Here is a 15,792-nt window from a genome sequence, read left to right on the forward strand (position 1 = left end):
GTCCGTTTCCCCGGACCGCTCGCCGAACCCGCCGTACCGATCTCTCGGTAACGGGCTCTCCACGGTGTCAGCCGTCAGGCAGTGGCAGGCCAAGGGGTTGGGATCTTGTTGCCCCGGTAGGTGTAGCGGGTGACCGCCACCTTCTCGATCCGGAAGAACTCAATCCCGTCCGCTGCGATCCGCCAGCGCCCGGTGGCGGCGGTCAGATGGCGGCGGAGTTGTCCCCAGCTCCAGCCGTGGCGGGCTCTCAGCAGGTGGGCGAGTCTCCAGAACGTGAAGTCGTCCAGTTTGCTGAAGGTCCGTTTCGCCACGGCATGTTTGAAGTAGTTGGCCCAGCCTCGCATGATCTGGCCCAGCCGGGTCAGGGTCGATGCGAGGTCCCACTGCGATGTCTTGTGCGTCAGGGCACGGATCTTCGCCTTCAACGTCCGGACGGGCCGGGCATCGATGAAGGTGTAGACGTACCACTTGTTCGTCCCCTCTTGCGTTTCCACCGGATACGGAAGCCGAGGAAGCTGAACCCGTCACTCATGTGGACCACCTGGGTTTTGGCTGGTGACAGCCGCAGCCCCATGGTGGCCAGCACACGGGCGACGTCTTCGCGCAGCGCTTCGGTGTCCTCACGCGAACCATGCACCAAGATCACGAAGTCGTCGGCATAACGGATGATCCGCCACGTCGGCCGCCACGGGAGTGCCGGTAGGTTCGCTTTCCCCGGGTGGACATCGTCCCGCCGTCCTTCCACGGCGCCATCACGTGCTCGTCGAGCGCGGACAGCGCGATGTTAAAGATCAACGGCGACAGGATGCCGCCCTGGGGTGTGCCGGTATGGGTGTTGCGCTGCTCACCGAGTTCGGTGAGCACACCGGCCTTGAGGAACGCCTTGACCAGGGCCAGCACGCGCTTGTCCTTGACGCGTGTCCGCACTCGGTCCATGACGAAGGAGTGCGAAAGGTTGTCGAAGGCCGCCTCGATGTCCGCGTCCAGCACCCACCGGTAGCCCCGGGTGCCGAAGTGGTGGATCTCGGCGATCGCGTCGTGCGGCCTGCGCCGGGGCCGGAATCCGTAAGAGACCGGCACGAAGTCGGCCTCAAAGATGGGTTCCAGCACCAGTTTCAGCGCTGCTTGGACGACCCGGTCGGCAAGCGTGGGAATGCCCAGCTTGCGGACCTTTCCCGACCCACCCGGCTTGGGGATCTTTCGTTCCCGCACCGGCAGCGGCCGGAACGAGCCGTCCTTGAGGGCGGCCCGCAGATCATCCAGGAAACCGGGGACCCCGATCTCCTCCTCGACCTCAACGGCCGTCAGGCCGTCGACGCCGGGAGTGTTGGCCCCCTGATTGCCCGCGACCCGGACGAACGCCATGATCAACGTGGCCGGGTCGTACACGAAGTTGAACAAGTCATCGAACCGGCGGCCCGGATCGGCCGCCGCCCAACGGTGAAGCTTGGTCTGCATCCCCGATACCCACGTCCACGACCCGCCAGGTCCCGGACGCAGAGCGCCGCCGTTCAGCAGTGCATCTTCCGGCATTACAGTCTCCAGTCCTTCTCGAAACCGCTGCCGCCCTTCCCCCATGCGCGCGGGCTTTCCCCGGCTCGGAGTACTACGGCGGCTCCGCCCCGTCCCAGGCCGATCGGCGGTCGGTGAGCCCAGCCCCAACCCCCGCGCTGGATACGCGGGCTGAGGGCAGACCCGGAACGGTTCCCGTGTTCACAGTGATTCGCTCGTCGAAGTAGGAGCCCGACTATGCCCCTGCGGCATCGCTGCGAGTACGCCGCAGTCCTTCCTCGCAGCCTCCCTGGCAGCTCATGCCCACCGCCTCAGGAGTTCCCCGCCCACACGCTCGACGGGTGCGCGCCGCCCCCGGCCCAGATCCACCAGGTTCGAGCCGGTGCCGCATCAAGGGGTGTCACACGCCGGTTCCTCGCGTACTCCTCTCCGTCCCGCTAGCCGGACCCGCACCATCTGGCAGTACTGGCACGTCCCGGCGTTGTCAGGGCTGCTCCCACCCTCCCCGGCACCACCCGGCTCAGGCTGCCCCCAGCTCCACCGTCCCGCTGCGACGGGATCAGCGGCGAAGGCCTCTCACCCCCACTCGAACCACTGCGCCTCACGGCGCACCCACGACCTCCGCCACTCGACCGCCACCTTGCTCCTGGAACAGGGCGTCGAACTCGTCGTCATCAAGGAACTTCTCGGCCACGCCCACATCGGCGTCACCGCCACCGTTTATGCCCACGTAAGGCTCCGCCTCCAGCGAAACGCCATCGACCTCCTTGGCCACGCCCTCCGCGACTCCGCCGACCGCGACGACCCACCGCTCTGCGCAGTCCCCGTCCCCTGACGTTGCCGTCAACTACTGCCGTCAGACACCTCTGAGGCCCCATCAGTCACAACCGATGGGGCCTCAGATTTGCGCTTGGAAATTCATGCGGCTCGGATGGAGATCCCATTTTCGATAGGACCAGGCTGCCGGATTGCTCAGCAGGGGAATCTACCCGCCTCCAGCAATCTGGCAGTGAATCCTTTCCATCGCGATCAGCAAATCACGAAATGGAGGAACTATTGACACTCGACCAATAACTGCGAGCTGCCTGGACAATCGGATCATACTCGGCAGATGCCACGACGGCGACCAGCGTAGGGCCCATCAAAGATCCATCCTCGTCACCTCGCGCCACCACAACTACGTTCCCCTTGTATACGTATCCGTGGATCAACCAGTCGTCCAACGACTCGGCGATAGACAGGGTTGTGCGGTCGTGGAGCTCCTCCTCAGTCAGCAACGCCGAGAGTACGGCATCCCTGTCCGAGAACAAGAGACTAAGCCGATCGTCCTCCAGATGCGTCAGGTCACCCAGCCTGGCCATGGCTGTGCCCAGAATGCACGGTTCGGTGTCACCGATCAATTGACTGTCGATGATGAGCTGGAACCGGAACATTCCGCGGCCCTTCAAAGGGGCGACAAGAATTCCGAATCGACCGTCGTCGGTCAAGAACCTCACGTCTAGCCTCTCTTGACCTGAATGGGAACACGACTCATTGGAATCGGAACTGGAGTACCCGACTTCGTCACACCGCTGGTACTGCCACTCCAGTGCCACTTACCGTTGCCGTCATCGAAGTAACGGTAGTACACGGCACTCTTGCCGGAACCGACCTTAGTCCACCTGGTGCCGTCGACGAGAACGCTCTTGCCGAATTGCTCCCCAGCGTCACCCGGCAGCACTGCCTTCTTCGGAACATACGGGTTCGGACCACCCGTCGGATCATGGTGCCCCGGGTTCTCATACTCAGGGCATGTGCTGTTGTGAACGAGTACCGGCGTCTTACCCGCGAGTACATAGTACGTGTGCAGGTCGGCGATGGTGAGATTGTACGTGCGGGCATGCTTTGTGTACGCCCTGTTGCCCGTGACGATGACGGTGCTGCCATCGTCGGTCAGCAGGGTCATCCCCGCGTGAAGTTGACCGGCTTCTACCCAGCGCCCCTCGGACGGTGACCAGAAGGGGTGCTCGTGCGTCGCCGTGAGGTGTTCGATTCCCTTTTCTGTGGCGATGGAAAGTTCGTTGAAGTGCTTGTCGCTGTCGGTAACGATGAGGCGAGTGACCTCACGAGGACCGGTTTCGCCGGTCTCAGGGTCGGTGGCCAGTACTTTGTCACCAACCCTGACGTCTTCGATGTCCTTGGTCCTGCCGTCGGCCATGAGGACGTCCGTACCGGCAAGGAAGCACTTGCAAGCTCCCTTTCTCACCACATTGAGTGCTGCCGCGGCCTCGCCGGCGAGCAGAATGGGAACCGTCTCTGCCGCTTCCTTCATCGATTCATAAGCACCGGCGTCGATGCCGCAACGCTTGGCGTGATGGATGCAGTAGGTGGCTGCCGCTTCTTTGGCCTTCGTCAGATCGTGAGTGTTCATCCAGATCTCGGAGGCCTTTTGGCATGCGGTCCGGCCGAAGCAGGCCATGGCCGTTCGATCGTCATCGCCTACCGGTGCATCCCAATAACCATTCCCCTGAATGTTCCGGCCGTAGTACAACCAGGCCCCGTTGAGCCGGTCGCCATCCCATGCAGAGCCGACCGGGAGATACGACTTCAGTTCGGATGCCGTCGTAGCCGTCGTATTGCCGCTCCGGGTTGTGGAACCGACACTCTGCCCCGTACCGCTGGTTGAACTCGAACCCGAGTTTCCGGATCTGACATCTCCGGGTCCGCACTCGCTCCAGCCGCCCCTGCACTGTGTACCGTCAGGGTTCGCTCTGATGGTTCCAGTCGGGTCGCTGTAGGTGACGGGGTTGTCGCCGGCGTAGCTGTACCCGTTGAGGGACTGCGGGTCAGAGGTGTCCAGGATCGGGTCGACACTGATGAAGCGGCCGATGGTCGGGTCGTATTGGCGCGCCCTGAGGTCGGTCAGCCCGGTGGCGGTGTCGGCCGGCTTTCCGAGGAAGCCCTTGTCGTCGGGCCAGGCGCCGGTCGTCTGCCCTCTGGTCGCGCCGAACGGGGTGGTGTAACGCTTGGTCAGAGCCTGGGTCGAGTCACCGGTCACGGCGATGGAGCTGGTGCCGTGGTGGTCGGCAGCGAGGAAGCTCAGTTTCGCGGTACCGGTCTCGTTGGTCCGCAGCGCGATGGTGGAGCCGGCGCCGGTGTAGTAGCGGTTGGCCCATGTCTTTCCGGTCTTGACGTGGACTTCGCCGGCCCCGAGGTACAGGACGGTTTCACCGTCCGTAGCGTTGTCGCGGCGGATGAGGAGCTGACCGTTGGCATCGTAAATGTAGTTGGTGGCCGTTCCCGCGGCGTCGTCGGCGAGCCGGGTGAGTTGGTTCTCCGTGTTCCAGGCGAGCGTCTGGGTCGTGGTCAACCCCACCTGCTCGACGCGCTTTTCGGTGTTGCCGGTGCCGTCGTAGGTGTACTGCGGCGAAACGCCCGTGCAAGTGGAGCCCGTCGTGGTTGCGGTCAGCCGGTGAGCCTTGGCGCCGTCGTAGCAGTAGGTCCGGGTCGTGTTCGCGGTGGCGGTGTGTGTGGTCTCAGTGGCGCGCAGGCCGGAGTCCTTGTACGTATAGGACGTCCAGTACGGGGCGGCGCCGCCTAGGTTCGCCGTCGTGCGGCCGGACGTGGCACAGTCCGCTGTTGACGGTGTCCACGCCTCCTTCAAGCGACGATGGCCGTCGTAGGTGAAGCACTGGTTGTCGGCCTTGCCCGTGCCGCCCAGGGTGGTCGGGTCGGTGATGGCCGTGACGTTGCCCGCGTCGTCGTAGGCGTAGTTCAGTTCCTGGAGCTTGTAGGAGTGCGTATCGTCGCCGACCGACGACCGGGTCAGGCGGTCGGTGCCCTCCTCGTACAGGTTGCTGATACCCACCTTCTTGGTGCCCGCAGCCTCGGAGGTGCCCAGGGTGAGCACCTCGGGCTGACCCAGCGCGGAGTAGCTGGTGCCCAGAAGGTAGGAGCTGGTGCCGCTGGTCTGGGTGTTGAGGCCCAGATCGTCGTACTCGTAATCGATGATCTCGGCAGGGAGACCGCCGGCCGCGGGCTCCGAGATGTACTGCTGAGTCCCGTCAATGTTGTAGTAGGTCGAGAAGTTCAGCGTCGCCGCCACGGCCTTGGAGGTGACGAGCGGGTCACTGGACGGCAGGACGATCTGGGTGGTGGTGGCCCGGTACATGCTGTCGAAGGCCGTCGTCTTGTTCACGTACGCGCTGCCGGAGACGCCGCCGACGTAACGGGTGGAGGAGTCCAATTGCCCCTTGGCGTTGGCGACACCGTCGTAGGTGTAGGCGGTGAGCTTGTTCGCGTCGACCTGCTCCTCGGTGGTGGAGGTCAGGTCGGCGGTGGCGGGCGCGGACCAGGTGCCGGTGGGGCGGCCGAGTACGTCGTAGGCGTTGATGACGACCCGGCCGGCCGCGTCCTTGGTCCAGGAGACCTGGTCCAGGTTGGTGTAGCCGGTGGTCGTCGTGCCCATGTCGGGGTCGGTGGCGGAGGTCTGGCGGCCGTACAGGTCGTAGCCGTAGGACCACGCACTGTCCGGGCCGGTGACAGTGCCCTGCTTGCCGTCGCGGGTGTAGGTGAACTTCGTGGAGGTGTAGGACGCACCCACGGTCGCGCCGTAGCCGGTGTCGGCGGGGCTCGTGCCGTCGTACTCACGGGTTTCGACCGTACGCCCCTGGGCATCCACGATGTTCCGGACAGCCGAGCCGCCATTGACGGCGGTAGTGGCGGTGGAGTCACCCGTATACGTGGTGCTGGTGCTCCACTTCTTCACGCCTTGAACGTAGAAGGTGCCGGTCACGGGCCGCTCGGCGCCGTCGAAGACGGTCTCGGTCTGCTTGGGAGCATGGCCGTATGCGGCGCGGGTGTAGGTGCCGTTCGGGGTGGACGTCGTATCGAAGATGTCCGCATACGTCTCGTAGGCCAGTCCGCGGCTGTCGTAGCGGGTGTCGCTGAGCAGTCGCCCACCCTGCGGTGTCGGGATCTGGGTCTGCAACGGACGCAGCAGTGAGTCGTAGAGGCTGTAGCTGGTGTTGTAGGTGATGCCGTCGGCCTTGAGGGACGAGGTCGAGGACCAGGAGGGGGAGTTGTTGGTGACCGAGTAGGCGTAGGTGTAGGTGGCGCTGTAGTCGCCGGCCCGGGAGCGGTTGGGCAGCCACGTCGCGGTAGTGCGGCCGAGAGCGTCGTACGTCGTCTCGGTGATCTTGTTGTTGACGTCGTAGACCTTGCTCGGCAGGCCTCGGGCGTAGTCGGTGTAGGTGTAGACGCTCTGCGTTTTCGCGTTGGTGACCTTGGTCCTGGTCAGCGGACCGGCGGCGACGGGGGTGTAGGTCGTGGTGGTGGTGTTGGCGGCCGCATCCGTGCTGGCTGCGACTCGGCCCAGGGTGTCGTACGAAATCCGGCCCACGGTCTGCCAGTTGGACGGATGCCGTTCGCCGTTCGTCGCGGAGGCGGGGTAGGCGGAGGCGCGGCCGAGCCATGTGGGCTCGCCCAGAGTCGGAGTCTGGGTCGCGGACCAGGCGGTTACGGTGGCTGGGCCGTCGTAAACAGTGGCGGTGTCGGACAGGACATCAGCGCGGGTGGTGTTGGAGTTTGGCAAGGACAGGTCGGTCTCGGTCGTGGCGCAGGCGCGGCCGACCACCCGGGTACGGGTGACCAGGGAGTTGATGCCGACGTCCGGGTTGGCGGCGTACCAGGTGCGGGTGCAGGTCTCGTCACCGGTGACGGTCGTGTCGCCCGCGTCGTACACCTTCAGCGGCTGACCGTAGTCGTCCCACTCGGTGGTGGCCGTAGTGCGCGTGCGCCAGCTCTGCTTCGCCGTCAGATAGGTGTGCGCGTACGTCTTTTCCGTGCGGACGTAGTACGCCTCGGCGTCCGCATACGACTTGTGCTGGGTGGCAGTACGGCGGGACCAGGGGTCGTTGACGGTCACCGCGACCGCGTTCGAGCCGTCATAGGTGATCTGCTCACGCAGGAAACCGGCGAACGGATCACTGTCGGTCTGGTCGGGCACGTCCAGACCCGTGAGGTCGATGCCCGCGACCGAGACGGATCGGGTGGCGGTGGTGTCCTTGCGTTTGTCGCCGTCCATGCCCTGCAGGTAGAGGGAGACGGTCTTGGACTGTGTCTTGCCCGCGATGCCCTTGGCGACGGTGACCTTGCCGTAGCCACGCCAGACCGACCAGGTGCGCTCGTCCTCGGGGGTGAGCGGATCATCGTCGTAGTGCCAGGCGGGGTCGGCGTAACTGTAAGAGTTCTCGGTGTTCTCGTTCTTGCCGGTGGGGTCGGCCGTGTTGACCGCGGTGACGCGGTATTTGTGGAACCAGTCCAGGGAGGCGTCCTGGGCTCCGTTGATGTTCCAGTACTGCGGATAGCAGGACTTGCTGTTGTCGTCCTCGGCAGCCGGCATGTTCGAGCCGCGGACGCACTCCGGGCCGGAGAAGTTGACCGTCGTGATGGCGCCCGTCTCGGAGGTGACCGTCCTGATGCGGGGGCGGGTGAGCGGCAGAATGTTGTCGGTGGCGTCGACCCGGTTGGGTCGCATCTCGTAGGTGAAGGTCACCGGGTCGAGGGCGATGGCGGTGCCGTTCTTACCCGTGTGCCGGACGGACTTCAGCGTCAGCGTCTGGTCGGAGGTGTCGCCGATGTCGCCACCGTCCAGGTACTCCTGAGTCAGGTCCCAGCTGTCGACAGGGGTGAAGTCACTCGCCGTGGCCGACCAGGCAGAGGTCGTGACATTGGTCAGGCGTTTACGGGTGAAGAAGGCCGGGCCGACCGCGTCGCAGTCCGCGCCCGAGGCGCAGATGGAGTCGAAGGGGACGTCGGGCCAGTTGTCGGCGGTGGATTCCTTCAGGTCGGAGCAGTCGGACGCGGTGCAGCGCTCGTCGTAGGAGAAGGTGACCTTGTCGGAGGTCACGCCGGAGAACAGGGAGTCCTTGTTCTGGCCGTAGAGGATCTTGGCGAGATAGCCGCCGCGGGTGTACTTGGCGGTGGCCGTGTCGGCACCGTTCTTGGCGTAGTAGTTGGTCTCGGGGGTGTACCAGTACGTCATGGCGTTGCCGCGCACGTCCACGACATAGTCCAGGTTCCAGCGCCAGGCCTGGGTGGCGGACCGGTCGGCAAAGGCGGAGCCCTGGTCGTAGCCGGGTTCACCGGAGTCGTCGCCGTAGACCGGGACCGTCCACACGGAGTTGGTGGCGTCGCCACTGCCCGCGCCGGAGAGCTTGTTGAGACCGAAGACGTACTGGGTGCCGTCGCCGATGGTGACCGTCCAGTACTCGCCGTTGCCGTCGCCGTTGTCGGCTCCGGTGGAGTGGGTGACGGTGGAGGCGTCGTCGGAGCTCAGCCGCCACACCCCGGTCGTGTCGTCCTTGACCAGTTCGCTGGACTTGCCGTTGAGGACGATGGAGGCATTGTCGTACTTCCAGCACAGGTCGTACTTGTCGGCCTGTCCGTCCTTGTCGCAAGGGCCGTAGGTGCGCTCGATGTACGACGCGGAGGAGAGGTCGAAGCCTTCGCCGACCTGGCTGCCCTGGTTGTTCGTCGAGGCGGTCCGGCCGTCGGTGCTGCCGGAGTCGTACGACAGCGACACGCCGGGGGACGGCCCAGCCGCAGCGGGTGGTGCGGCCAGGTCGTACGACCAGGTGAAGGCGCCCGAGGAGCCACCCGCCTCCCAGGTGGAGGACGGCGAGAGTGGGCTCGCGGTGTAGTCGCCCGAACCTGACGCGGAGGCGCCCGTGGCGGCGGCCAGGGCCAGGACGGTTGCCGTCGAGGAGCCGGACGAGGACAGGTTTGTGGCGCCGGTAGTCGGGGCGCCCAGGGCCACCTCGGCGGAAACGGCTTGCCCGGAGATGTCGTTGTGCGAGTCGAGCGGTGTCCGCTTGCGGCAGGCCGCCTTGTCCGGGGTGGTCAGCGCACAGGACGGGAGCCGGTACAGGCTCAGACGCCCGGACCAGCCGCCACCGTATGCCGAGGCGAAGGCCGAGTAGTCGACACTGATCCTCGCCGCGCCCGGCTCGGCGGCGGACGCCGTCAGCAGCACACCCTGCACACCTGCGGCCTCGGTCTCCTGGCGGCTCTGCACCGAAATCCGGGTGTCGCCCGATGCGCCTAAGGAGGTACTGGTGAGCGTCACGGGCAGACCACCGGCGGTCAGCCGAATGGCTTTGCCGTTCCCCGCCAGGCCCGCGACCGCCGAACTGTTCTTCGGCCAGACGCCGGTCTGCTGCTGCCTGGCGCGCAGAGCCTGGGCGGTGTTGGCCTTTCGAGCCGCCGCTACTCGGTCCCGGGCCGGCTTGGCGCCCAGCCCGGTGACCGCCTCGACCTTGTTGACCTCCTGCTTCGGAACCTCCAGACGGCCCAACCCGCCACCGCCGTCGGCCGCCTGAACCGGGGCCGCAAGGCCCGTGGGGACGATCAGTGCCAGTACGAGGGCCTGAAGCACCCTGCGTCCGATGGCGCTTCTGACCCGGCGGGCCCGTAAACCGGCACTCATGACACGACTCCCCATGTGATCACGACGGACAGAGGACGAACGGTGGAGCGAGTGGTCAGGCACCGGTGGCGACCACGGTGTCGCTGACCTGCTGCTGGCCGGACATGGCGCCGGCCCAGATCCGCACATCGGTGATGCGGCCTGCGAGGTAGTGGCCCCACGCGGAGTTCACGAAGCCACTGCCGACCGCGAAGTCGCCGGAGCCTGCCACGGCGGTGTAGTGGAGGTCGGAGCCGTTCTGATTGACGCCGATGTACAGGCTGATGGTCTTGGTGTACGCGTCGAACACGCCAGTCAGCTGGGTCACGCTGTTGGCCGAGACGGTCACGGCCTCCGCAGAGACCGCCGCCGTCCAGGTACCGTCGGCGTTCAGCCGACCGAAGTACCACTTGCCGACGGGCAAGTTCGTTTCGGTCTCCGGATCGACGTCGGTGCCGGTCTTCTCGAACCACAGACCCCACGAGGCACCGTCGCTGCCGCGCTGGCCGACGACCTGGGCGATGTAGCCGTCGGTCTTCGCCGCCATGGCGGCGGTGTCGAGCGCCACGCCGGCCGTGGCCGTGAACGAGCCGGACTCGTCGACGATCGGACCGGCCGTCACGGCCGCGTCATCGGTCCCGTGGAGCACGATCGCCTCGCCGTCCAGCGTGGCCCCGCCGGTGAGCGTCAACGCCCGCTGGTAGCTGCTGACGGTGTCGGCAAGGGTGGTGCCACTCGCCCCGGCCGGGTCCCAGTCGGCCATCAGCTCGACGTCCGCGGTCCCGTCCGCCTCAAGAAGCCGGGCCTCTTGGGAGATCAGGTCGTCGGGGAGCAGCCACTGCCAGACCGCCACCTCGTCGACCCGGCCACGCCAGTAGTTCTGGTAGGTGCCCGGGGTGTAGGCGACCCGTCCGAACTGCAGCGCCCCGTCCGCGACCGTCGCGTCCGACGTGGTGGGCAGCGGTACCGGCGTGCCCTGCGGGCTGCCGTTGACGTAGAGGCTGATGGTCCGGTTCTCGGCGTCGTAGGAACCCGCCAGGTGGGTCCACGCCTTCAGCGGAACCCCGGCGGCAGAGGCATTGGCGCCCTGGTACTTCCGTACGCCGTTCTCGTACCAGCTCCACAGGAACACCCAGCGCTGGACCCCGGGCGAGTAGTACAGGGAGAAGCCGACGCCGTCGCTGCCGGTCTCCGCCAGAACGGTGCGGAAGGACGAGGAATCCGTGAGGTACGCCCACGCCGAGACAGTGAACGAGTCCCGTGTGTTGACGACCGACTCGGCGGTGGCCGCGTACCCGGACTGCTGCGTGGGAGCGGAGGTGTCGTTCAGCCACAGCGACCGGTCTCCGTCGCCCCGGCGGCCCAGCGTGGACCAGCCCGAACCGGTGGTGTAGAGCGTGGCGTCGTGCCGGGCCCCCTCGGTGGCGGTATCGGCCGCCACGGTCACACCCGAGCCGGCCGCGCCGTCGTCGAAGTGCCAGCGGCCGACCGCGCCCTTGCCCTCGGCGACCTTGAACTCCACGATCTTCTTCGTGCCCCAGCCGTTGGCGTCCTTCGCCCTGACCTGGAGTTGTTGCAGGCCGGCCAACCGGGGTGTGATCCACGCCTTGACCGTGTTGTCGGCGATGGGGTCCGACCAGTTCGTGTCGGTGGAGAGCCGGTACTGGTAGTACGCGTTGGTGTCCCCGGCCGCCGGGGAGAAGGTGAACTGCGCCTTGGTGCCCGGTCCGCCGCTCGGAGCACAGGTGACGGCGGTGCACTCGGAGTACGGGCTGCCGAACGTGACCGTCGGTGCCTTGGGAGCGGTCGTGTCGACCTTGAAGTAGCACCAGTCCTGGGTCGTGACCGTGCTGTGCGACTCCAGGTAGCTGGTGTCGTCGTTGTACAGCGACCGGCTGAACACCGCCAGCCGGTACAACACGCCGTCAGCCAGCGTGATCGGTGACGGATACTGCACCAGACCGTTGTCACCGACAGAGCCGCTGGTGGGCCTGACCGGTTCCGTCGCCATGACCCAGGTGCCGTCGCTCAGCTTCTTCTGGATGTAGAAGTGCGCCCGCAGGTGTGCGCCGCTCTCGCCACCCGCCGCGGTCTGCGGCCGCGCGGTCAGCGTCGGCGTCGGGTCCGCGACGATGTCCGGATCGCCGGCGGTGGCCTCGCAGCTGATCCCGCTGCCCTGCACGATCCCGGCGCTCGTCGGCACGGCAGGCAGCCCGACATACTTCACGGACAGCACCGCGTCGTCGTCGAACCGCTTCCAGCCGTTGGGGTCGCCTTCGTCGTGCGCCTTCAGCATCAGCGTGAGACGCGAGAAGCCACCCGCGGCGAAGTTCCTGACCGTCGAGGTCAGATTCTCATAGCTCTGGGCCGGGTCGTCATGGAACTCGATCGGGGCGTCGGGCTGGTCGGGATCGCACAGCGAACCCCGCCCCGCGGCCACCGTCCGGTCTCCCATGACGTCCCAGTTCGCCGTCGGGCCCGGCCAGCGGGTCGCGGAGGATATGTTGCCGGTGCGCACCAGGTCGACGACCGTCTTCGTGCACGACATCGACCACCGCTCGGTCGCCCGGAAAGTGGCGTCCAGCACCCGCTTGCCCGCCAGCCTGGTCGGCGCGAACTCGAAATACATCCGCTGCTTGTAGCCCGAGCCGCAGTAGTAGGCGTAGCCGCCGGTGACGTACGTGCCGCAGTAACCGACGCCCTCGCCGTCGTCGCCGCCGGAGAAGTTGTAGAACGTGTCGCCGTCGGAGGACAGCACGGTGCGCTCGGACTCTTCCAGCGCCACGTCCGGGTCGATGTACAGCGGGTAGACCGTGTCCTGGCCGCCCAGCAGGTCCGCATCCGGTTCGACCGCGACCGAGTCCTCGGTCAACTGCACAGGCAGTACTGTCGAAGCGTCGCCGTCGCCAGGGCCTTTGGCGGGGTCGGGAGAGGACTCGCCGTCGCCGTCCTGGACGGGATCGCCATCGGCAGTGGACGCGAGCGACTTGATGCTCGTCCCGACTGCGTCGGCGTTGCCGGCCGAATCCCACATCCGCGCGGCCGGGGAGCGGAACACCGTGTTGCCGTCCTCGTCCACCGCGGCCAGGCCACCGCCCGTCCGGCTGCCGACCGTCAGGCCCTGGGTCTTGAGCGAGAACTCGATCCTCTTGAGCTCCGGGCCGGCCGCAGCTTCGGCGGACTTCACGATCAGCACCTGCCGAACGCCTTCGACCGTGACCGTCATCCGCAGGTCCACCCCGGGCAGCACCTCCGCGTACGTGGCGGAGGCACCCTCAAGCGTGGGCTTCGGCAGGACGCCGGGCCAGCCCAGACTCAGCGACCGCCCGTCCTCGGCCAGTGTGACCAGACCGCCCCCGTCCCCACCGGCGGAAAGCGAGATGTCGGCCACCGCCGCCTTGGGCCCGATCGAGCCATCGGCGCGGCGCTCCAGCGTCGCATCCGGCGCCGCCCACGTCCCGTTCGGCATCGCCACACGCACAGGGACAGCGGACTGATCAAGTGTGAACGAGTAACCATCCGGATTCGCGTACGTCGTGGAGTACTGCCCGCGCTCGCCGACGACCTCCACCTCGTCTCCGGAGGCCGCCGCCTTCTCCAGCGCCGCCGACGCCTCGGACGTCTCCGACTGCGCCGCATCCGCTCGCGCGACTGGCGTATCCACAGCCAGCACGGGCAGTGCCGCCAACAACGCCGTGACCGTCAGACCAGAGACGAACCGTCTTGCCCGTCCGGCACGCCCGTGTTTCCTGGCCGCGTAAGAAATCCCCGCCCATTCCCCCACCCCCGCGTCATTACCTGATCTTCACAAACCCTTGAAGATCTCATCAGGTTGACGGTGAGCGGTCAAAACAATTTCACGTGAACAGCACACGTCCCTTCAGCGACCGCGGCATCAAAGGGATGCGGCATCCCCATATGCGGATGCCGTCCGGTGGGCGGAGGTGGCAGGAAGCCTCCGCCCACCGGACGGTGACGGTGGGTCAGAACACCACGGTCCACCCCTCCCGCTGGGCCTGTTCCGCGGTGTACGAGACGCCGTGCACCTTGAGCCCGTTCGCGTCGAGCAGGGTGATCTGGCCGCCGTGGTTGCCGAGTACCAGGCCGTTGCTGAGCGGGACCGTCAGCCAGCCGCCGGGAGCGAGCGGGCCGGGCGGCACCGGGCAGCCGTTGTCGAGCCGGTCGGCGACCCGCCAGCCGGTGAGGTCGACCGGGTCGGGCGAGGCGTTGACGAGGGTGACCGTCTCGGCCTCCGGAGCCGGGCCCCTGGGGTTGGCCAGAGCCGCCACGATGCGCACCGGCTGACCGCCGGGCTCGGGCCGGGAGCCGTCCGTGGGGAGGGTGTGGCCGGTGGTGTCGTCCGTGTGCCACGACTGGCTCTGGAAGGCGAGGAAGATACCGACCCAACGGGACTGGGCCGGGAAGTGGATCAACATCCCGCCGTCCTGCCACACACCGTCGTCACGCTGGAAGTTACGGCTGTTGCCCTGGTTCATGTGCACGTCGTGCACGCCGTTTCCGGGCAGGAAACCGAACACCTTGTCCTTGATCTTCGGCTCGGGCCCGAAACGCTGGCCGAACACGTACATCCGGGCGGCCGGATCGGCCACCGCCCGCTGCACGTAGTGGTCGAACAGGTCGGCCAGGTCGTTGTCGGGGCCCTGCGCGTCCGGCGGGAGCTTGCGCAGGGCCGCCGGGTCGAAGAGGTTGCCGCGCACGAAGTCGAGGTTCGGGCCGCCGGGCCCCGGAGGCAGCTTGTTCCAGCCGGACCCCAGTCCCTCCAGATGCGCGGTGACCGGGTGCCGGAAGTCGTCGGCGACCAGATAGAGCAGCTCGGAGGGCGTCTCCTGCGACTGCACGTTGACCGCTGCCCGGTAGTGCGTGCCCTGATCGTCCGTCAGGTGGATCTGGTAGTGCGGAGTGTCGCTGGAACCCTCGCGGCGCGTGTCGACCGCGCGTGCGATCAGTACGCCGTAGCCCTTCAGTGGCATGTCATCAGCTCCCCGTAGGTGGCGACCTCCGGTCGCCCGGTGAAGGAATCGTAGGACGAACATGTCCCATTTCAGATGATTGCGTGAGAATTCATGTGCCGTTCAGCCGCCTACGATCGGCCCGTGGTTCTCTTCCTGCTGGAACGCCTGTCCCCGGACCCCGTCGACGAGAGCTGGCGGCGCCTGACCGACTGGCCCCGGCACGCCGACGTCGTCCCGCTGACCCGCGTCACCGTCCGCACCCCGCCGCCGACCCGCGAGGGCACGGTGTTCGTCGCGCGGTCGGGGGTGGGACCGGTCGCCTTCGACGACCCCATGGAGGTCGTCACCTGGCAACCACCCCGGGACGGGGGTACGGGAACCTGCCGGCTGGTCAAGCGCGGCACGTTCGTCACGGGGTGGGCCGAGATCGAGGTCCGCCCGACGACGGACGGCGGCTCTCAGGTGCTCTGGCGGGAGGATCTGAACGTACGGTGGCTGCCGCGGATCTTCGACCGGCCGCTGGGGTGGACCGGGCGACGGATGTTCGGACGAGCGGTGGAAGGGCTGCTGCGCCCGGCCCCGGCCGATCGGCCACACCGACGGCGGCCTTGACGCTCCGTGCCCGCGGCCGGTCGCGCGGCGACCGGAAAGTGCATCTGGACCGAGCAGACACTGTTCGGCCCGGACAGCCCCGACAACCCCGACAGCCCCGACAACCCGGCAGGCCCGCCGGCCGACGCCCTGGACCTGATGTTCCTGGACACCGAGGAGTTCGCCGCGGACCTGGACGCGCTCTCCTCCGGGGACCGGGAACCACCGGGCCCGGCCCCTCGGTAGCGGCCTCGCCGTCCGCCTCGGGCC

At 67.0% G+C, this 15,792-nt stretch carries 9 protein-coding genes and 1 pseudogene; 3 read left to right on the forward strand and 7 right to left on the reverse strand.

The features are described 5' to 3' along the window. Positions 1-74: 74 nt before the first annotated feature. The 3 genes from RV986_RS11770 to RV986_RS11780 are packed head-to-tail and all read right to left on the reverse strand — an operon-like array spanning position 75 to position 1,458. Positions 75-494 (reverse strand): group II intron maturase-specific domain-containing protein, encoded by a 420-nt coding sequence (locus RV986_RS11770; protein ID WP_475917337.1) that lies wholly within the window; start codon positions 492-494, stop codon positions 75-77. Then, positions 422-745 (reverse strand): reverse transcriptase domain-containing protein, encoded by a 324-nt coding sequence (locus RV986_RS11775; protein ID WP_475917338.1) that lies wholly within the window; start codon positions 743-745, stop codon positions 422-424. Before RV986_RS11775 ends, RV986_RS11770 begins: the two co-directional genes overlap by 73 nt. Next, on the reverse strand, positions 643-1,458 hold the full coding sequence (locus RV986_RS11780) for a reverse transcriptase domain-containing protein (protein WP_475917339.1): 816 nt from the start codon (positions 1,456-1,458) through the stop codon (positions 643-645). The genes RV986_RS11775 and RV986_RS11780 overlap by 103 nt, the downstream gene beginning before the upstream one ends. 661 nt (positions 1,459-2,119) lie before the next feature. On the opposite strand from RV986_RS11780, the pseudogene RV986_RS11785 reads away from it, so the two are divergent. Continuing rightward, a pseudogene (locus tag RV986_RS11785) lies at positions 2,120-2,347 on the forward strand (tyrosine-type recombinase/integrase); the annotation flags it as partial. A gap of 202 nt (positions 2,348-2,549) precedes the next feature. On the opposite strand, the gene RV986_RS11790 reads toward RV986_RS11785, so the two are convergent. The 4 genes from RV986_RS11790 to RV986_RS11805 form a co-directional block, all read right to left on the reverse strand. Continuing rightward, entirely contained in the window at positions 2,550-3,008 is a 459-nt protein-coding gene (locus RV986_RS11790) for a hypothetical protein (protein WP_475917340.1), read from the reverse strand. A 2-nt stretch (positions 3,009-3,010) separates the two neighbouring features. Beyond that, positions 3,011-9,979, reverse strand: coding sequence for a polymorphic toxin-type HINT domain-containing protein (locus tag RV986_RS11795; protein ID WP_475917341.1), 6,969 nt, complete (start codon positions 9,977-9,979; stop codon positions 3,011-3,013). A gap of 55 nt (positions 9,980-10,034) precedes the next feature. Continuing rightward, entirely contained in the window at positions 10,035-13,622 is a 3,588-nt protein-coding gene (locus RV986_RS11800; RefSeq protein WP_475917342.1) for a LamG-like jellyroll fold domain-containing protein, read from the reverse strand. Between the two features lie 319 nt (positions 13,623-13,941). After that, positions 13,942-14,949, reverse strand: coding sequence for a DUF2278 family protein (locus tag RV986_RS11805; protein WP_475917343.1), 1,008 nt, complete (start codon positions 14,947-14,949; stop codon positions 13,942-13,944). Between the two features lie 123 nt (positions 14,950-15,072). On the opposite strand from RV986_RS11805, the gene RV986_RS11810 reads away from it, so the two are divergent. Further along, the gene (locus RV986_RS11810; RefSeq protein WP_475917344.1) at positions 15,073-15,543 is read left to right on the forward strand and encodes an SRPBCC family protein; all 471 of its coding nucleotides are present in this window, start codon (positions 15,073-15,075) and stop codon (positions 15,541-15,543) included. Between the two features lie 6 nt (positions 15,544-15,549). Then, complete coding sequence (locus tag RV986_RS11815) at positions 15,550-15,768, forward strand: hypothetical protein (RefSeq protein WP_475917345.1); 219 nt, start codon at positions 15,550-15,552, stop codon at positions 15,766-15,768. Positions 15,769-15,792: the final 24 nt, after the last annotated feature.

It is taken from the genome of Streptomyces sp. RLA012 (assembly GCF_056270325.1).

Coding starts and splice junctions, on each gene's coding strand:
- RV986_RS11805 (WP_475917343.1), bottom strand. CDS start 14,949: ATGCCACTGAAGGGCTACGGCGTACTGATCGCACGCGCGGTCGACACG.
- RV986_RS11780 (WP_475917339.1), bottom strand. CDS start 1,458: ATGCAGACCAAGCTTCACCGTTGGGCGGCGGCCGATCCGGGCCGCCGG.
- RV986_RS11795 (WP_475917341.1), bottom strand. CDS start 9,979: ATGAGTGCCGGTTTACGGGCCCGCCGGGTCAGAAGCGCCATCGGACGC.